The sequence below is a fragment of the Pannonibacter sp. CBAS1226 genome, assembly GCF_055685825.1.
Window position 1 is genome coordinate 74,382 of record NZ_JBVOUO010000006.1, and the last position, 18,079, is coordinate 92,460.

Here is an 18,079-nt window from a genome sequence, read left to right on the forward strand (position 1 = left end):
ATCATCCGGCAGCGCCAGCCGCTGCGGGCCGGGCCGGTTGATCCATACGGGAGAGCATGTCGCGGACCTGCGGACAGCCTGCATTGGGGTCCGGGCCGAATGTGACCTGCGTTTCCTCCCAGACCGCATCAAGGGCTGCGAGATCCTGCGGATCATCCTCGGGCGCCGCCATCAGCGCCTCGACGGTTTCAGCTGCCGCGGCCGTGCCGGACAGGGCCTCAAGCGCGGCAAAGACGGCTGCATAAGGGCTTTCGCGGCCCGACAGGCGGCGCTGCAGCACCGCCAGGATCGGAGCGGCATCAGCCAGGATAGCGCGTGCTTCCGCAGCAGGCTGGGCCGCCAGGAACTCCAGCAGAACCGGCAGGTGATCGGGCAGTTCGCCCGTCACCGGCTCGAAGCCGCCGGCCCGGTAGGTCTCCAGCAGATCCACCATGGCGCTGCCCCGGTCGCGGCTTTCGCCGTGCACATGCTCGAACAGGTTCAGCGACAGGCTGCGGCTGCGGTCGAAGAGCCCGACATAGGTCTCCTGCAGATCGTAGATGTCACCCTCTGCCAGTCCGCCGCACAAGGTAGAAAGCTCGCGCCGGGCCAAGGCGGTAAGGCGGCTGTCTGCCACCAGTACCGCTGTGATCTCGGGCATTGCGGCCTGAAGCTCCGTGGAAGGATAGGTCAGGAGCAGCGAGAGGGCTTTCAGGGAACGGTCCATCATTGCACCTCCTCCGGCATGCGCAGCGGCCGCTTGGACGCGCCGAAGAGCGAGGTCTTGGAGATGCCCGTCGAGCAGCCGTTGCCATCGGTGAAGCCGCAGCCGCCCTTGAGGTCATAGGCCTCTTCCACCTGTTCGCGGTGCGTGGTGGGGATGACGAAACGGTCCTCGTAATCGGCGATGGCCATGATCTTGTACATGTCCTCGATCATGGCGGCGGAGAGGCCCACCTTTTCCGCGATGCCCTCATCGATGATGCCGTCGATGGTCTTGGCACGCATGTAGGCGCGCATGGCCAGCATCCGCTCCAGTGCCTGCACCACCGGCGCCTCGTCGCCCGCCGTCAGCATGTTGGCGAGGTAGCGCACGGGGATACGCAGGGAGCGCACGTCCGGCATTTCGCCATCGGTGCCGATCTTGCCGGCCTGGGCGGCGTTCTGGATCGGCGAGAGCGGCGGGATGTACCAGACCATCGGCAGGGTGCGGTATTCCGGGTGGAGCGGGAAGGCCACCTTCCAGTCCATCGCCATCTTCCACACCGGGCTTTCCTGCGCGGCCTTGATCCAGTCCTCCGGAATGCCGGCCTTGCGCGCTTCAGCGATCACCGCCGGGTCATTGGGATCAAGGAAGACGCCGAGCTGGGCATCGTAGAGATCCTGCTCGTTCTCCACGGAAGCTGCTTCAAGGATGCGGTCCGCGTCATAGAGCATCACACCGATGTAGCGGATGCGGCCGACGCAGGTTTCCGAGCAGATGGTCGGATTGCCGCTTTCGATGCGCGGATAGCACAGGGTGCACTTCTCCGACTTGCCGGTGGACCAGTTGTAATAGACCTTCTTGTAGGGGCAGCCGGAGACGCACATGCGCCAGCCGCGGCACTTTTCCTGATCGATCAGGACGATGCCGTCTTCCTCGCGCTTGTAGATCGCGCCGGACGGGCACGAGGCTGCGCAGGCCGGATTGAGGCAATGCTCGCACAGGCGCGGCAGATACATCATGAAGGTGTTTTCGTACTCGCCGTAGATCTCCTTCTGCACGCCCTCAAAATTGTAGTCCTTGCTGCGCTTGGAGAATTCGCCGCCGAGGATTTCCTCCCAGTTCGGCCCCTTCTCGATCTTCTCCATCCGCTCGCCGGTGATCTTCGAGCGCGGGCGGGCGGTGGGGAAGGCCTTCATTTCCGGCGCGGACTTCAGGTGGTCGTAGTCGAAATCGAAGGGCTCGTAGTAGTCATCGATCTCCGGCAGGTCCGGGTTGGCGAAGATATTGGCGAGGATGCGCCACTTCGCCCCCTGCTTGGGCTGCAGCTTGCCGGAACGGCTGCGGGTCCAGCCGCCGTTCCAGCGCTTCTGGTTTTCCCAGTCGGTCGGATAACCGGTGCCGGGCTTGGTTTCCACGTTGTTGAACCAGGCGTATTCAACGCCGTCGCGGGTGGTCCAGACGTTCTTGCAGGTGACGGAACAGGTGTGGCACCCGATGCACTTGTCGAGATTCAGCACCATGCCGATTTGAGCGCGAATTTTCATTCTGCAGCCTCCTTGTGGATGGCGGTTGCGCTGGCGGGTTCGTCAAGCCAGTCGACCTTGTTCATCTTGCGGACGATGACGAACTCGTCCCGGTTCGAGCCGACGGTGCCGTAGTAGTTGAAGCCGTAGCTCTGCTGGGCGTAGCCGCCGATCATGTGGGTGGGCTTGAGCGTGGCGCGGGTGACCGAGTTATGGATGCCACCGCGCAAGCCGGTCTTCTCCGAGCCCGGCGTGTTCACGATCTTCTCCTGGGCGTGATACATGAAGAGCGTGCCGTCCTTCATGCGCTGGGAGACAACCGCACGGGCCGTCAGCGCCCCGTTCGAGTTGTAGACCTCGACCCAGTCATTGTCGGCGATGCCCGCCTTCTTCGCATCGCGCTCCGACAGCCAGACCACCGGGCCGCCGCGGTTCAGCGTCAGCATCAGGAGGTTGTCGGAATAGGTGGAGTGAATGCCCCACTTCTGGTGCGGCGTGATGAAGTTCAGCACGATATGCGGCCGGCCATCGCGGGCGCTGTCATTCACCTCCGGGGTGATGGTCTTCAGGTCCACCGGCGGCCGGTACTGGCAGAAGCCCTCACCGAAGGCGCGCATCCACAGGTGATCCTGATAAAGCTGCTGACGGCCGGTCAGCGTGCGCCAGGGGATCAGCTCATGCACGTTGGTATAGCCGGCGTTGTAGCAGACCTCCTCGCTCTCGATGCCCGACCAGGTGGGCGAGGAGATGATCTTGCGCGGCTGGGCGGCGATGTCGCGGAAGCGGATCTTCTCGTCTTCCTTCTTCGCCGCCAGATGCGCATGCTCACGGCCCGTGGCCTTGGACAGGGCGTCCCAGGCCTTCACGGCCACTTCGCCATTGGTCTCCGGCGCCAGCATCAGGATCACCTCGCAGGCGTCGATGGCGGTGTCGATGCGGGCAAGGCCCTTGGCCGTGCCGTCCCGGTGCTCGCCGTTCAGCGCCTTGAGGTGATGCACCTCGTGCTTGGTATCCCAGGCAATGCCCTTGCCGCCGTTGCCCACCTTTTCCATGAGGGGGCCAAGGGCGGTGAAGCGGTCGTGGATGGCGGTGTAATCACGCTCGACAGTGATATAGGCCGGAGCCGTCCTGCCGGGGATGAGGTCACATTCGCCCTTCTTCCAGTCCCGCACATCGGTCTGGGCAAGTTCGGCCGCCGTGTCATGCAGCAGCGGCAGGGCCACCACATCGGTTTCCTTGCCGAGCACCTCCGGCGCGACCTCCTGGAATTTCTTCGCGATGGACTTGAAGATTTCCCAGTCGGAACGGCTTTCATAGGCAGGGTCCACCGCCGCCTGCAGCGGATGGATGAAGGGGTGCATGTCCGAGGTGTTCAGATCGTCCTTCTCGTACCAGGAGGCAGTCGGCAGCACGATGTCGGAATAGACCGCCGTCGTCGACATGCGGAAGTCGATGCAGACGAGGAGGTCGAGCTTGCCCTTTGGCGCCTCGCCGTGCCAGACGGCTTCCACCGGCTTGACGCCGCCTTCCTCGCCCAGATCCTTGCCGAGCACGCCGTGATCGGTGCCCAGAAGGTGCTTGAGGAAATATTCGTGCCCCTTGCCGCTGGAGCCCAGCAGGTTCGAGCGCCAGACGAAGAGGTTGCGCGGCCAGTTTTCCGGCGCATCCGGGTCCTCGCAGGACATCTGCAGCGAGCCATCCTTGAGGCCGCGCGCCACATAGTCCTTTGCCTCCATGCCTTCGGCCATCGCAGCACGGCCCACCTCCAGCGGGTTCTGCTTCAGCTGCGGGGCGGATGGCAGCCAGCCCATCCGCTCGGCGCGGATGTTGTAGTCGATGAGGCTGACATTCCAGTCACCCTCAGGTGCCGTGGGCGAGAGGATTTCGGAGGCGGTCACCGTCTCGTAGCGCCACTGGTCCGTATGGGCATACCAGGCGGAAGTGGAGTTCATGTGGCGCGGCGGGCGGGCCCAGTCGAGCGCGAAGGCAAGCGGTGCCCAGCCGGTCTGCGGACGCAGCTTCTCCTGCCCCACATAATGCGACCAGCCGCCGCCGGACTGGCCGACGCAGCCGCACATCACCAGCATGTTGATGATGCCGCGGTAGTTCATGTCCATGTGGTACCAGTGATTGAGACCGGCCCCCAGAATGACCATGGACTTGCCACGGGTCTTCTCCGCGTTGCGGGCAAACTCCCGCGCCACATGGATGATCTTGTCGCGCGGCACGCCGGTGATGCGCTCGGCCCAGGCCGGGGTGCAGGGCATGTCCTCGTCATAGGAGGAAGTTGCCCAGCTGCCGCCAAGGCCACGGTCGAGGCTGTAGTTGGCGCAGAACAGGTCGAACACCGTCGCCACCAGCGCCTCGCCATCCGCCAGCTTCAGCCGCTTCACCGGAATCGCGCGGGTCAGCACATCCGGATGCTGGCAGACCTCGAAAGGCCCGCTGGCCTTGCCGCCGAAATAGGGGAAGTCGACGCTGACCACATCATCCTGATCCTCTTCCAGCACAAAGGACAGGCGCAGGTCCGTGTCTTCGCCCCCGGCCCGTTCCTCAAGGTTCCAGACGCCCGTTTCGCCCCAGCGGAAGCCGATGGAGCCATTCGGCACGACCATCCGGCCGGACTTGCGGTCATAGGCGACCGTCTTCCAGTCCGGATTGTTGGTCTCGCCCAGCTTGCCGTCGAAATCATCGGCGCGCAGGAACCGGCCGGGGATCAGCCGCCCGTCCTTTTCCTCCAGCCGCACCAGCATCGGCATGTCGGTGTATTTGCGGGCATAATCCTCGAAATACTCCGCCTGCCGGTCGAGATGGAACTCGCGCAGGATGACGTGGCCCATGGCCATGGCGAGCGCAGAATCCGTGCCCTGCTTGGGCGCAAGCCACACATCACCGAACTTGGCCGCTTCCGAATAGTCCGGGCAGATGACCGCAGACTTGGCACCCCGGTAGCGGGCCTCCGTGTAGAAATGCGCATCCGGCGTGCGGGTCTGCGGCACGTTGGAGCCCCACAGCAGCAGGAAGCCGGCATTGTACCAGTCGGCCGATTCCGGCACGTCCGTCTGCTCGCCCCAGGTCATGGGGCTGGCGGGCGGCAGGTCGCAGTACCAGTCATAGAAGGACATGCAGGTGCCACCCAGCAGGCTCAGGTAGCGCGAGCCGGCGGCATAGCTGACCATGGACATGGCCGGGATCGGCGAGAAGCCGAAGATCCGGTCCGGGCCCCAGGTCTTTGCGGTATAGGCATTGGCGGCGGCGATGATCTCCGTCGCCTCGTCCCAGGAGGCACGGACGAAGCCGCCCTTGCCGCGCGTGGTGACATAGCTTGCCCGCAGCACCGGGTCCTGCTGCAGCTTCGTCCAGGCTGCAACGGGGCTCATGGTCTTGCGCAGCTCCCGCCAGGCGCGCATCAGGCGGCCCCGGATCAGCGGGTTCTTCACCCGGTTGGCCGAGTAGAGATACCAGCTGTAGGAAGCGCCGCGCGCACAGCCGCGCGGCTCATGGTTCGGCAGATCCGGCCGGGTGCGGGGATAGTCGGTCTGCTGGGTTTCCCAGGTGACGATCCCGGACTTGACGTAGATCTTCCACGAGCAGGAGCCCGTGCAGTTGACCCCGTGGGTGGAGCGCACGACCTTGTCGTGGCGCCAGCGGTTCCGGTAGGTCTCTTCCCAGCCGCGGTCTTCGCGCGTCGTCTGGCCGTGGCCTTCCGAGAAGGTGTCCAGCTGTCTGGACTGGAAGAAGTTCAATCGGTCGAGCAGATGGCTCATCTGGCTTTCCTTTCAGGACCGGTCATGCAGGGTGGGCGGCACGGGGCGCCGCACGGCGGGTTTCGATGGCGTGCAGCAGCCCGCCGGGCCGGGTGTAGGCGGCCCAGGTGATGACGAGGCAGATCACGTAGAAGGCGAGGAAGCCCCAGAGCGCGGCCACCGGACCGCCGGTCATCTCGATGGAGGTGCCGTAGGCCTTGGGGATGAAGAAGGCGCCATAGGCCGCAACCGCACTGGTGAAGGCGATGATGGCAGCGCTTTCCCGCTCCACCTGACGGCGGCGGCTCGCCTCATCCAGTTCCGGCATCAGCCGGGGGATTTCCGAGGCCATGATGGCCGGGATCATCTGGAAGGTGGAGGCATTGCCGACACCGGTGAGGAAGAACAGCGCCATGAAGCAGGCGAAGAAGCCCGTGAAGCTGCCGCCTTCACCGCCTTGCGGCAGGAAGCTGATCACCCCGAAGACGGCAATGATCATGCCTGCGAAGGTCCACAGCGTCACCCGCCCGCCACCGAAGCGGTCGCTGATCCAGCCCGTACCAGCGCGGCTGAGTGCACCGACGAGCGGCCCGAGGAAGACGAACTGCAGCGCATTCACCTCCGGGAACTGCAGCTTGGTCAGCAGCGGGAAGCCCGCCGAATAGCCGATGAAGCTGCCGAAGGTGCCAGTGTAGAGGATGCACATCAGCCAGTTTTGCTTGCGCGAGAAGATGATGGCCTGTTCGCGGAAGCTGGCCTTGGCATCGGCGATATCATTCATGCCAAGCCAGGCCAGAGCGGTGGCCGCCAGGATGAAGGGCACCCAGATGAAACCGGCGTTCTGCATGAACAGCTGCGTGCCATCGCTCAGGGTCTGCGGCGCCCCGCCAAGGACACCGAAGACACCCGTGGTGATGACGGCCGGCACCAGGAACTGCATGACCGAGACACCGAGGTTACCGAGCCCGGCATTCAGGGCCAGCGCGTTGCCCTTCTCCGCCTTGGGGAAGAAGAAGGCGATGTTGGCCATGGAGGAAGCGAAGTTGCCGCCGCCGAAGCCGCACAGCAGCGCCAGCACCAGGAAGATGAGGTAAGGCGTCGAGGGGTCCTGCACCGCATAGCCGATGCCCATGGCCGGCAGCAGCAGCGAGGCCGTCGACAGCGCCGTCCACAGCCGCCCGCCGAAGATCGGCACCATGAAGCTGTAGAAGATGCGCAGCGTTGCCCCCGAGAGGCCCGGCAGGGCCGCCAGCCAGAACAGCTGCGAGGGCGTGAAGTTGAAGCCGATGGCCGGAAGCCGGGCGACCACGACGGACCACACCATCCAGACCGAGAAGGCCAGCAGCAGCGCGGGGATCGAGATCCACAGGTTGCGGCGGGCAATCGCGCGGCCCTTTTCCTGCCAGAACTGCGGGTCCTCCGGCCGCCAGTCATCCAGCACCTTCTTCATGACGGTGCGGTCCGGCTGGTGGATTTCCTGCATTTCCGGCAGGGCGGGCAGCTTGTCGAGTTCCGCGCCATGGGCTGCACGCTCCATCCGGCGGATCGACATGTGCATCCAGCCAAGCGACACGGCCACAAGCAGGAAGAGGAGCGCGAAGCAGCTGGTGTAGATGCCCGTGACATCCAGCAGCGCGCCGAAGATGATCGGCAGGATGAAGCCGCCGAGGCCGCCGATCATGCCGACCAGGCCGCCGACCGCGCCCACATGCTGCGGATAATAGACCGGGATGTGCTTGAACACCGCCGCCTTGCCGAGGCTCATGAAGAAGCCGAGGACAAACATGGTGATGACGAAGGGCCACAGGTCCATCTGGGTGGAGAAGGTGATCAGCCCGTCCTTGCCGCGAATAACGTAGTCCGTTGGCGGATAGGACAGCATGAACAGGAGGACCAGCGAGAAGCCGAAGGTCCAGTACATGACCGACCGTGCGCCGAAGCGGTCCGACAGGTGTCCGCCATAGGCGCGGAACAGGGAGGCGGACAGAGAGAAAGCCGCAGCCGCCATGCCGGCCGTCTTCACATCCACGCCATAGACGGAGATGAGATAATGCGGCATCCACAGGGCGAGCGCGACAAAGGCGCCGAAGACGAAGAAGTAATAGAGCGAGAAGCGCCAGACCTGCAGGTTCTTCAGAGGCGCAAACTGCTCGGCAAGGGACGGTGCCTTCACACCGGACTTGCGGCGCGCCACCAGCTGCGGGTCATCTTCCGCCAGCAGATAGAAGGCGATGCCCATGAGCGCCAGACCTGCCGCCCACACATGGGCAACACCCTGCCAGCCATAGGCCACCATGACGAAGGGCGCGATGAACTTGGTGACCGCCGCCCCCACGTTGCCCGCGCCAAAGATGCCGAGCGCCGTGCCCTGATGGCCCGCATCATACCAGCGCGAGACATAGGCAACGCCGATGATGAAGGAGCCGCCGGCAAGGCCGATGCCGAGCGCGGCCAGCAGATACATCGGATAGGTGCTGGCGAAGGTCAGGATCCAGGTGGCCGCTGCCGTCAGCAGCATCTGGGCGGAAAACACCAGCCGCCCGCCGAATCTCTCGGTCCAGACGCCGAGGAACAGGCGCGTAACCGAGCCGGTGAGGATCGGCGTCGCCACGAGCAGGCCGAACTGGAACTCGGAGAGACCCAGCTCGGTCTTGATGGCCACACCGATGATGGAAAAGATCGTCCAGACCGCAAAGCAGGCCGTGAAGGCGATGGTACTGAGTGCAAGCGCACGATTCTGCGCCCCACCCGTTACGGAGGGGGATGTAATCACAGGAAACTCTCCCGGTTCCGGCATCTATTCGCGTCGTGATGCCGAGGGGAGACTGCCAATGACTGCAGATCATAAACTTGACCTGCATCAAAACACTTCACAAGAAGGCCAAAATAAACGAGAAACAAAAACTATTAATACATGCAATTGACGATTTAATACAGACCAATAATTTTAGTTTGACATTGTGATTGACAATTATCAATCAACGAGACACTATTTGCGAAGAAAATTGAGGCGCGACATGAAAACAGCCTATCTGGACGAAATCCGGCAACTCGACCTGTTCCACAGCATGCAGGACGAAAATTTCGAAGCCGTCATGCGTGGCGCCTATGTGCAGTCCTTCCCGCCTCTGGTGGATCTGATCCATGAAGGCGACAGCAGCGATTTTCTACATGTCATCATTGACGGCAGCGTCGAGCTTTACGCCACATGGTCCGGCAAGGAGACGACAATCAGCATCGTGCGGCCGGTCTCAACCTTCATCCTGGCAGCCACCATCCGCAACGCGCCTTATCTGATGTCGGCGAAAACCCTTGAGCGCTCACGCATCGTCATGCTGCCTTCCGAGGACGTGCGCCGCATATTTGATGCCGACAGCGGTTTCGCCCGTGCGGTCGTGCGTGAGCTTGCAACCTGCTACCGGGCCTCGATCAAGCACACCAAGACGCTGAAACTGCGAACCTCGCTGGAGCGGCTTGCCAATTACATTCTGCAGGAAAGTGCCGCCCGCAACGGTGCCGATGCCTATGTGCTTGACCTGGAGAAGCGGAAGCTTGCGTCTCTCCTCGGCATGACGCCGGAGAACATGTCCCGCGCCATCAAGGCCCTGTCACCCTATGGCGTGCATATCGACGGCAGCCGCGTGGTGATCGAAAAGCGCGCAGAGCTGGAGCGCTTTGCAAGGCCCGCGCCCCTTATCGACGATCCATCGTCCTGAGGCAGCCGGGGACTGCAGCCTCTTTCACCCCAGAAAATAGGCATGCAGCGGATCAACGCCGAACAGGACCGGATGCAGCAGCAGCATCAGGTAAAGCAGCGCGACGGCCACACAGCCTCTCAGCACCGTTTCCCGCAGCGGCAGAAGGCAAGCCAGCAAAGGCCTTGCGGCAACGGCTGAATCAAGATCCTGCCAGCGCCCGCCCATCTGCCGCTGTTTGCGCCGGTTCAGCATGCGCATGCCCAGAAACGAGAACGCAAGGAAACTGCCGAACATCAGCACATGCGCGGCATTGCCCTTGACCACGAGATGCGCAAGCGACCAGAGCGCAAGCGCCACCAGCAGCGGATGGCGCGTCAATCGCACAATGCCCGGCAGCGCGGGATCAAACTGCCCGTTGTTCATGCCCCCGAAGGAAAACGGATTTGGGCGCCCGAGCGCAAGCGACGCAATCAGGAACGCGGCCAGCATCAGGGCGAGCGCGAAATAGGCGAGAGCTGGAACCGTGTCCCAAAGATGCACGTAAGGGGCACGCCCGGCCGCACCAATCACCCAGGCCAGCAGCAGCAGGGAAAGTGCCGAATAAGCCAGGGTGAAGCCGCGCGGCCCCAGTGTTGCGACACATGTTGAGCGGACCACCGGAATGGTTGGTATCCGGTGTGCGAGCAGGAACACCATGAAGGCAAGAATGAACTCGCCGGCGCCAAGAACAGCACTCATTCCTCAGTCCTCCGCAGTCCGCCAGCGCCAGCGGCCCTGACCTCGTCATGTGTAGGCCGCGCCTCTGCCCCCGTCCACGCCGCCGCACGCGGCGGGCCGAGGCGCAGGAGATCGATGGCGCGGGCGGCAATCTGGGCGGTCACCTCGTCAAGGCCTGCCGGGCGCAGATAGAAGGCTGGAACCGGCGGCAGGATGATGCCGCCCATTTCGGTGACCAGCGTCATGTTGCGCAGATGGGCGAGCGTGAGCGGGGCTTCGCGCGCCAGCAGTACCAGCGGGCGGCGCTCCTTCAGCTGCACCGAGGCCGCACGCACCAGCAGATTGTCATCCAGCCCATGGGCAATGGCCGCAAGGCTGCGCATGGAACAGGGCGCCACGATCATGCCGTCCACGGGGAAGGAACCGGAGGCAATGCGCGCGCCCACATCATCAGCCGGATGGCGGCAGGCAGCCAGAGCGGAGAGGCCTTCCAATGCGCCTGCCCCGCATTCCAGCGCCAGCGTGCGCTCCGCTGCCGGGCTCGTCACCAGATCGAAGCGGATGGACCGGGCCGCAAGTTCCCGCGCCGCCGCCAGAGCCAATGCCGCGCCCGATGCCCCCGAGACGCCCAGAACCACGTGGCTCATGACAGGCCCTCCGCCGCCAGAATGCGCTGAGCGGCAGCCTCGGCCGCAGCGCTCAGCTTCATCACCTTGCCAAAGGGGCGCTGGGTTTCAGAGCCGGTCTTCACCGTGGCATCAAGCCCGATCTTGCCCGCCAGTCCATCGAGGGGTGAGGCAAAGTCGAGGTAATCCATCGGCGTGCGGTCGAGGATCATGCTGTCGCGGGCCGGATCATAACGGGTGGCGAGCGCCCAGGCGATGTCATCCCAATTGCGCGGATCGATATCCTCGTCCACCACCACGACCATCTTGGTGTAGCTGAACTGCGGCAGCATGCCCCACAGGGCCATCATCACCCGCCGCGCCTGCCCCGGATAACGCTTGGCGATGCTGACCACGGCCATGCGGTAGGAGCAGGCAGCCGGCGGCAGCCAAAGATCGCGCACTTCCGGGATTTGCTGGCGGATGACCGGCAGGGCCAGATCATTGAAGACCTCGCCGATAACCGAGGGCTCATCCGGCGGACGGCCGGTCCAGGTGGAGAGATACAGCGGATCGCGCCGGTGGGTGATGGCGCTGACGGTCAGGACGGGAAAAGGCTCGACCGAATTGTAGTAGCCCGTGTGATCGCCGAAGGGGCCTTCGGGCGCCGTATCGCCCGGCTGCACCCAGCCTTCGATGATGATCTCCGCATCCGCCGGAACCAGCATGGGGATGGTACGGGCAGGCACAAGACGGGTGCGCGCGCCGCGCAGAACCCCGGAAAAGGCAAGTTCCGAAACGGTTTCCGGCAGGGGCAAGGCAGCCCCCAGCAACAGCGCGGGATCGGCCCCCAGCACCACCGCCACCGGCATCGGCTTGCCGCGCCCGGCATCAGCGTTCATGTAGCTGCGGTGATGGGCGGCACCGCCGCGATGGGCGAGCCAGCGCAGGATCATCCTGCCGCTGTCCAGCACCTGCGCCCGGTAGACCCCTGCGTTATAGGCGGCCGTATCCGTCAGCGAAGAACCTTCCGGTCGGGTCAGAACCACCGGCCAGGTCACCAGCGGCCCGCCGTCTTCCGGCCAGCAGGTCTGCACGGGAAGAAGCGAGAGATCGGGCTCTTTCATCACCTCGTCCTGCACCGGTGCACGGCTGGTCAGCCTCGGCCGGTTGCGCAGGGCAGCGGCCAGTTGCGGCCAGCGCGAAAGCGCATCCCGCACCCCGTCCGGCGGCACCGGATTGCGCAGGGCCGCCAGAAACTGGCCCAGCGCCGGAATATCCGTAAGCCCCACGCCCAGCCCCGCCGCCACCCGCTCCCGCGTGCCGAAGAGATTGGCGACGACCGGCACCGGACTGATCCGCCCGTCTGCATGCACCGGCTGGTCAAACTGCAGCACCGGCCCGCCCTTCAGCAGCACCTGCCGGTGCACCGCCGTCATTTCCTCGGCCAGAGCGACAGGCGAGGCAATGCGCCGGAATGTGCCTTCCCCGGCACACCAGCCAAGGAAGGAGCGGAGATCGGGAAAGGGAGGAAGCGTGCGCATGAGGGCCCGGGCAAAAGACTGCAAAAGACCGGCAAGGCTTAGCAGCCCTCCTGCCCCCGAAGGTTGATGCGCATCAATCTGGCGGACGGGAAGTTCACGCCCCCTTGGGACGGAAGGCCGCGACCACCTCCGGGTTGGTGTCGATTCGGGCTGCGCCGATGAGGTCGAGGCAATAGGGAACGGCGGCAAAGATGGCATTGAGCGAGGTGGCAATGGCCGCAGGCTTGCCCGGCAGCGTGATGATGAGGCTGGCGCCGCGCGTCACGGCCTCCTGACGGGAGAGAATCGCCGTCGGCACTTCGGCAAGATTGGCCCGGCGCATGGTCTCGCCGAAGCCCGGCAGATGCCGCTCGGCAATGAGGCTGACGCCTTCCGGCGTCTGGTCGCGCGGTGCTGGGCCCGTTCCGCCCGTCACGAGAATGAGACTGCAGCGCTCCACATCGCACAGCGCCTGAAGCGTTGCCGCGACGCTGTCCGCACCATCCGGAATGAGCCGGCACACCACTTCAAACGGCGGCAGCACCGCTTCCTTCAGCCAGTCGAAGATGGCCGGTCCGCTGAGGTCCTGATAGGTGCCCGCACTCGCCCGGTCGGAGACGGTGACAATGGCAATCTTGGGCAGGGGCATGGGGTCTGTCCCTCTTGAAAATCATCTGCGGGATAAGGCTTAGCATTGCGGGCGAGTGGCCAGTTTGCGTCCGCGCAAAGTGATATGCAACCTGCAAGGACGCTGAAGTTTGTTCCGCAACAACGTCCCCCGCCCCCGAAGACCTTAGCTGTGAGCCCACCGCTGGCAATCGCCAATAACGGGAGACCACAGCATGTCATCACCTCATGAACCGCACCGGCCGCCTGCCGGGCGTTTCACGAAATCGGCCGCACGCAACATCTTCTACGGCGGGTCGATCTTCTTCTTCCTTGTCTTCGTCGGGCTCACCGCCCAGAGCCACTGGCACATCGTCACCAAGTCCACGGACGAGGCAACACTGACCGAGGGCGTCATCCGCGGCAAGCACGTGTGGGAAAAGCACGCCTGCGTCAACTGCCACTCGATCCTCGGCGAAGGCGCCTATTTCGCGCCTGAAGTCGGCAACGTCTGGGTCCGCTATGGCGGCAAGGACGATCCGCAGGCCGCCCGCGAGGGGCTGATTGCCTGGATGCAGGCCCAGCCTTCCGGCATCGAGGGCCGCCGCCAGATGCCGCAGTTTCACCTGACCGATCAGGAACTGAACGACCTCGTCGATTTCCTCGAATGGACCAGCCGCATCGACACCCAGGGCTGGCCGCCCAATGACGCGGGCTGAGGAGGGACAATCATGAAATACGCTTCCCAAAGAGTGGCCTACTGGTACTTCGTCTGTGCCATGATCCTGTTCGGCGTGCAGATCGCCGCGGGCGCTCTCGCCGGCACGGTCTATGTGCTGCCGAACACCCTGTCCGAACTGATGCCCTTCAACATCATCCGCATGATCCACACCAACGCGCTGATCGTGTGGCTGCTGATGGGCTTCTTCGGCTGCGCCTATTATCTGGTGCCGGAAGAGGTGGAACGGGACATCGAAAGCCCGCTTCTGGCCTATATCCAGCTTGGCCTGCTGATGTTCGGCGCGCTTGCCGCCGTCATCGGCTATACGCAGGGCATCCATGAGGGGCGCGAGTTCCTGGAGCAGCCGCTCTGGATCAAGATCGCCATCGTCGTGGTGGCGCTGATCTTCCTCTACAACGTCTCCATGACCGTGCTGAAGGGCCGCCGCACCGCCGTCACCAGCGTGCTGCTGCTGGGCCTTTGGGGCATCGCCGTCTTCTGGCTCTTTGCCTTCTATGCGCCGGACAATCTGTCGCTGGACAAGGTCTACTGGTGGTACATCGTCCATCTGTGGGTGGAAGGCGTGTGGGAACTGGTGATGGCTTCGGTTCTTGCCTTCCTGCTGATCAAGATGACCGGCGTCGACCGGGAAGTGATCGAGAAGTGGCTCTATTCCATCGTCGGCCTTGCCCTGTTCTCGGGGCTGCTGGGCACCGGCCACCACTACTACTGGATCGGCGCGCCGGGCTACTGGCAGTGGGTGGGATCGATCTTCTCCGCCCTTGAGATTGCCCCCTTCTTCGCCATGGTCATCTTCGCCTTTTCCATGGTGTTCAAGGGCCGCAAGGACCATCCGAACCGGGCGGCCATGCTGTGGTCGCTGGGCTGCACGGTGGGCGCCTTCTTCGGGGCCGGCGTCTGGGGCTTCCTGCACACCCTGTCTTTCGTGAACTACTACACCCACGGCACGCAGGTGACGGCCGCACACGGGCACCTCGCCTTCTATGGCGCCTATGTGATGCTGAACCTCGCACTCATCAGCTATGCCATGCCCTATCTGCGCGGCAAGGCGCCCTATCACCAGACGCTGAACATCATCTCCTTCTGGATCATGAGCGGCGCCATGATGGTGATGACCTTTGCCCTCACCTTCGCCGGTGCGGTGCAGGTGCATCTGCAGCGGGTGATGGGCATGTCCTACATGGACGTGCAGGACGAGATCGCCCCGTTCTACTGGGTGCGCCTCGGCTCCGGCGTGCTGGTGCTGATTGCAGCGCTGATGTTCCTCTGGTCCGTCTTCGGCCCTGTCCGTGACCGGCGGGTGGCCGCCCAGCGAAAGGCTCAGACAGCAGTCCAGCCTGCAGAATGAGCCTTGCTCCGGGCGCGGTGGTGGGCCGCGCCCGGAGCCCCCTTCACGCCAGAGCCGTGATCCCAAAGCCGTGAGCCCAGAGACGCGAGCCCAGAGACGCAAGCAAGGAGATCTTCATGACCGTCCCGCACTCCATGCCAGCAGCATCCGCTGCGCCCTTCTACGCCCCTTCCGGCAACGAATGCCTGCTGTTCGAGCAGGCCTACCGCAACCGCCTGCCGGTGCTGCTGAAAGGGCCGACCGGCTGCGGCAAGACCCGTTTCGTCGCCCATATGGCCGAACGCCTTGGCCGCCCGCTCTATACGGTTGCCTGTCACGACGACCTGACCGCCGCCGACCTCACTGGCCGCTATCTGCTGAAGGGCGGGGAAACCGTCTGGGCCGATGGGCCGCTGACCCGCGCCATCCGCGAGGGCGCGATTCTCTATCTCGACGAGGTGGTGGAGGCGCGCAAGGATGTGACCGTGGTGCTGCACCCCGTCACCGACGACCGGCGCATTCTGCCGCTGGAGCGCACCGGCGAGATGCTGAGCGCCCCGCCGGAGTTCATGCTCGTGATTTCCTACAATCCCGGCTACCAGAATGTGCTGAAGGCCCTGAAACCCTCCACCCGCCAGCGCTTCATCGCGCTGGAGTTCGGCTATCCCGATCCGGACACGGAAGCGGCCATCGTCTCGGCCGAAAGCGGCCTGCCGAAGGACCGCTGCGTGCCGCTGGTGCGCGTCGCCAATGCCCTGCGCGATCTGAAGGGCCAGGACGTGGAGGAAGGCGCTTCCACCCGGCTTCTCGTCTATGCCGCCACTCTGATCCGCGCAGGCGTGAAACCCGCCGCCGCGCTGGAAGCTGCCCTCTTGCAGCCGCTCAGCGATGATGCCGATGTGCAGGCGGCGCTGGCACGGGTGGCGGAACTCGCACTGGGGTGAGACATGTCGATCTTCGAACCGGAGGAATTCGTCGGCTCCCACTGGCACGCGCTGGTGGGCAGCCTCACCACCCAGCCCCGTTACCCGCAAGCGGGCGTGCCGCTCGCAGACATGCGCCTGCGGCTCGGCGTGCTGTTCCGGGCTTTTGGCGGCAGCGGCGCCATCCGCATTGCGGAAGCGGCCCCCGCCGTATCCGGCCACCGGCTCAGCCTGCTGCGCCGCATGGGACTGGGACAGGAAAAGCTGGAACGTGCCGTTCTGGACACCGCAGCGCTGCGTCTGCCGCCGGTGATCGACTGTTTTCCGCAGAAGGAAGACAATGCCGCGCTCTACGAGTGGCTCGCCGCCTGGTTTGCCCACGCGGAGCCGGTGGCCGCCCATGAGGATCTCTTCGTCAGCGACCTTCTCTCCCTGCGCGCTGCCGTTGCCGCCACGCGGGAAGCGCTGAACACATGGCCGGGCTTGAGGGCCCTGTTTCACCGGCTGCGCGCCGCTGCACTTTCCGTCCGGCCCGAACGCCGCCTGCCGCCCGTGGAAGCAAGGCTGGAAGAGGCCATCTGCGCCCTTCTCGGCGGCCGCCGCCCGCCGGACACCAGCCTTCTTGCCGTCATCGAGGAACCGGATGCCGACCTTCGCCAGTTCCATGCCCCGCGCGGCTACCGGCCTTTCCTGCCGGTGCCCCTGTTCGGCGAAATCCGCCTGACCGCAGGCGCGGCCCAGCCTGACGAACGGGACGAGGCAAACGGGCGATCCGTTTCCGCCGACGCGCGCCGGCGGCAGGCCGAGCGGCGGCAGACCGATCAGAGCGACCGGGGCGATCCGCTCTGCTTCCACCGCTTCGAGACGATCTTCTCGCTGGCCGAGATGGTCAACGTGAACCGCCGCGTCGATGAGGACGATGAGGACGGCGCCAGACAGGCCGCCGAAGACATGAGCGACCTGACCATCGGCAGCAACCGCCAGCGCACGGCCGCAAGGCTGAAGCTGGACCTCGACCTGGCCCCGGCAGAGGCCGAAGAAACCAGCCTCACATCGGGCCTGACCTATCCCGAATGGGACTGGAAAAAGCAGATGCTGCGCCCGGATCACTGCCGGGTCATCGCCGGACGGGCCAAGGAAGACAGCGAAGGCTGGCAGCCTACGGGGGAGATGCAGCGCCAGATCCGGGCCGTGCGGCGCCACTTCGAGGCACTGCGCCCGCGCCGCGTTGTGCTGCATGGCCAGCCGGATGGCGAAGACCTTGATCTCTCGGCTCTGGTGCGCGCTGCCGCCGACCGCAAGGCCGGTGGTGCGGGCTCGGAAAACCTCTTTCTCGCCGGGCGGGCCATCGAACGGGACCTGTCCATGGCCGTGCTGATGGACGTATCCCTGTCGACGGATGCCTCGCTCGGCACCCACCGGGTGATCGACGTGGAGAAGGCCGCGCTTCTGGCTCTGACGCAAGGGCTGGATGCCTGCGGGGACGAGCATGCCATCTTCACCTTCACCTCCCGCCGCCGCAGCGCCGTACAGGTGGATACGGTGAAGGCCTTCGGCGATGCCGTGGACAATCGGGTGCTGCGGCGGATCGAGGGGCTGAAGCCGGGGCAATACACCCGCATGGGCGCCGCCATCCGTCATGTGAGCGCACAACTGGCCCAGCGCCCGCAGCGCCACCGGCTGCTCCTGCTGCTGACCGACGGCAAACCGAATGACATCGACTATTACGAAGGCCGCTATGGCATCGAGGACACGCGCGCGGCCATCCGGGAAGCACGCAAGCAAGGGCTCAAGGTGTTCGGCGTGACGGTGGACGAAGAGGCGCGGGACTATTTCCCCTGGCTCTTCGGCCGGGGCGCCTATGCCATCATCACCCATCCGGACCGTCTGCCCTCGGCGCTTCCAGCCATTTACCGGCAGCTGGTGGGATAGCTTGCAACAAGCTGAAACTTTGCGCCCGCGCAACGTCACCCGCCGCCTGCAG

General features: G+C 64.6%; 13 protein-coding genes. 5 read left to right on the top strand and 8 right to left on the bottom strand.

Going from position 1 to position 18,079, the window contains the following annotated elements; translation table 11 throughout:
* Position 1 precedes the first annotated feature (1 nt).
* The 4 genes from narJ to AC0CMF_RS16950 are packed head-to-tail and all read right to left on the bottom strand — an operon-like array spanning position 2 to position 8,751.
* Positions 2-709: a nitrate reductase molybdenum cofactor assembly chaperone gene (gene narJ / locus AC0CMF_RS16935; protein WP_374630372.1), complete on the bottom strand. Its 708-nt coding sequence runs from the start codon at positions 707-709 to the stop codon at positions 2-4.
* The gene (gene narH, locus AC0CMF_RS16940) at positions 706-2,229 is read right to left on the bottom strand and encodes a nitrate reductase subunit beta (RefSeq protein WP_026355996.1); all 1,524 of its coding nucleotides are present in this window, start codon (positions 2,227-2,229) and stop codon (positions 706-708) included. The genes narJ and narH overlap by 4 nt, the downstream gene beginning before the upstream one ends.
* Positions 2,226-5,975 carry a nitrate reductase subunit alpha gene (locus tag AC0CMF_RS16945; protein WP_374630373.1) on the bottom strand — a complete coding sequence of 1,250 codons (3,750 nt, stop codon included), beginning with the start codon at positions 5,973-5,975 and terminating at the stop codon, positions 2,226-2,228. Before AC0CMF_RS16945 ends, narH begins: the two co-directional genes overlap by 4 nt.
* A 22-nt stretch (positions 5,976-5,997) precedes the next feature.
* Positions 5,998-8,751 (bottom strand): nitrate/nitrite transporter, encoded by a 2,754-nt coding sequence (locus AC0CMF_RS16950; protein WP_094463056.1) that lies wholly within the window; start codon positions 8,749-8,751, stop codon positions 5,998-6,000.
* 220 nt (positions 8,752-8,971) lie between these two features.
* Here AC0CMF_RS16950 and AC0CMF_RS16955 point away from each other — a divergent pair, with 220 nt between their 5' ends.
* Complete coding sequence (locus AC0CMF_RS16955; RefSeq protein ID WP_019965913.1) at positions 8,972-9,670, top strand: cyclic nucleotide-binding domain-containing protein; 699 nt, start codon at positions 8,972-8,974, stop codon at positions 9,668-9,670.
* Positions 9,671-9,694: 24 nt separating this feature from the next.
* Here AC0CMF_RS16955 and AC0CMF_RS16960 read toward each other — a convergent pair whose 3' ends face one another.
* The 4 genes from AC0CMF_RS16960 to mog all read right to left on the bottom strand — a co-directional run bounded on the left by AC0CMF_RS16960 (position 9,695) and on the right by mog (position 13,146).
* Positions 9,695-10,390 carry an NnrU family protein gene (locus AC0CMF_RS16960; protein ID WP_123195011.1) on the bottom strand — a complete coding sequence of 232 codons (696 nt, stop codon included), beginning with the start codon at positions 10,388-10,390 and terminating at the stop codon, positions 9,695-9,697.
* A complete protein-coding gene (locus tag AC0CMF_RS16965; RefSeq protein WP_374628768.1) occupies positions 10,387-11,016 on the bottom strand; it encodes a UbiX family flavin prenyltransferase in 630 nt (209 codons plus the stop codon). Before AC0CMF_RS16965 ends, AC0CMF_RS16960 begins: the two co-directional genes overlap by 4 nt.
* On the bottom strand, positions 11,013-12,518 hold the full coding sequence (locus AC0CMF_RS16970; protein WP_374628769.1) for a UbiD family decarboxylase: 1,506 nt from the start codon (positions 12,516-12,518) through the stop codon (positions 11,013-11,015). The genes AC0CMF_RS16965 and AC0CMF_RS16970 overlap by 4 nt, the downstream gene beginning before the upstream one ends.
* A gap of 94 nt (positions 12,519-12,612) precedes the next feature.
* A complete protein-coding gene (mog, locus tag AC0CMF_RS16975) occupies positions 12,613-13,146 on the bottom strand; it encodes a molybdopterin adenylyltransferase (RefSeq protein WP_058898999.1) in 534 nt (177 codons plus the stop codon).
* A 193-nt stretch (positions 13,147-13,339) separates the two neighbouring features.
* On the opposite strand from mog, the gene AC0CMF_RS16980 reads away from it, so the two are divergent.
* From AC0CMF_RS16980 to AC0CMF_RS16995, 4 genes are all read left to right on the top strand, one after another.
* Positions 13,340-13,822, top strand: a complete 483-nt coding sequence (locus AC0CMF_RS16980; RefSeq protein ID WP_050473032.1) for a c-type cytochrome — start codon at positions 13,340-13,342, stop codon at positions 13,820-13,822.
* Positions 13,823-13,834: 12 nt separating this feature from the next.
* Entirely contained in the window at positions 13,835-15,193 is a 1,359-nt protein-coding gene (locus AC0CMF_RS16985) for a cbb3-type cytochrome c oxidase subunit I (RefSeq protein ID WP_374628770.1), read from the top strand.
* Positions 15,194-15,309: 116 nt separating this feature from the next.
* Positions 15,310-16,116: a CbbQ/NirQ/NorQ/GpvN family protein gene (locus AC0CMF_RS16990; protein ID WP_050473030.1), complete on the top strand. Its 807-nt coding sequence runs from the start codon at positions 15,310-15,312 to the stop codon at positions 16,114-16,116.
* Between the two features lie 3 nt (positions 16,117-16,119).
* Positions 16,120-18,027, top strand: coding sequence for a nitric oxide reductase activation protein NorD (locus tag AC0CMF_RS16995; protein ID WP_374628771.1), 1,908 nt, complete (start codon positions 16,120-16,122; stop codon positions 18,025-18,027).
* Positions 18,028-18,079: the final 52 nt, after the last annotated feature.

Excerpts from the sequence above, each read along its gene's own strand:
- narJ (WP_374630372.1), bottom strand. The coding sequence starts at position 709 with ATGATGGACCGTTCCCTGAAAGCCCTCTCGCTGCTCCTGACCTATCCT.
- narH (WP_026355996.1), bottom strand. The coding sequence starts at position 2,229 with ATGAAAATTCGCGCTCAAATCGGCATGGTGCTGAATCTCGACAAGTGC.
- AC0CMF_RS16945 (WP_374630373.1), bottom strand. The coding sequence starts at position 5,975 with ATGAGCCATCTGCTCGACCGATTGAACTTCTTCCAGTCCAGACAGCTG.
- AC0CMF_RS16950 (WP_094463056.1), bottom strand. The coding sequence starts at position 8,751 with ATGCCGGAACCGGGAGAGTTTCCTGTGATTACATCCCCCTCCGTAACG.
- AC0CMF_RS16955 (WP_019965913.1), top strand. The coding sequence starts at position 8,972 with ATGAAAACAGCCTATCTGGACGAAATCCGGCAACTCGACCTGTTCCAC.
- AC0CMF_RS16960 (WP_123195011.1), bottom strand. The coding sequence starts at position 10,390 with ATGAGTGCTGTTCTTGGCGCCGGCGAGTTCATTCTTGCCTTCATGGTG.
- AC0CMF_RS16965 (WP_374628768.1), bottom strand. The coding sequence starts at position 11,016 with ATGAGCCACGTGGTTCTGGGCGTCTCGGGGGCATCGGGCGCGGCATTG.
- AC0CMF_RS16970 (WP_374628769.1), bottom strand. The coding sequence starts at position 12,518 with ATGCGCACGCTTCCTCCCTTTCCCGATCTCCGCTCCTTCCTTGGCTGG.
- mog (WP_058898999.1), bottom strand. The coding sequence starts at position 13,146 with ATGCCCCTGCCCAAGATTGCCATTGTCACCGTCTCCGACCGGGCGAGT.
- AC0CMF_RS16980 (WP_050473032.1), top strand. The coding sequence starts at position 13,340 with ATGTCATCACCTCATGAACCGCACCGGCCGCCTGCCGGGCGTTTCACG.
- AC0CMF_RS16985 (WP_374628770.1), top strand. The coding sequence starts at position 13,835 with ATGAAATACGCTTCCCAAAGAGTGGCCTACTGGTACTTCGTCTGTGCC.
- AC0CMF_RS16990 (WP_050473030.1), top strand. The coding sequence starts at position 15,310 with ATGACCGTCCCGCACTCCATGCCAGCAGCATCCGCTGCGCCCTTCTAC.
- AC0CMF_RS16995 (WP_374628771.1), top strand. The coding sequence starts at position 16,120 with ATGTCGATCTTCGAACCGGAGGAATTCGTCGGCTCCCACTGGCACGCG.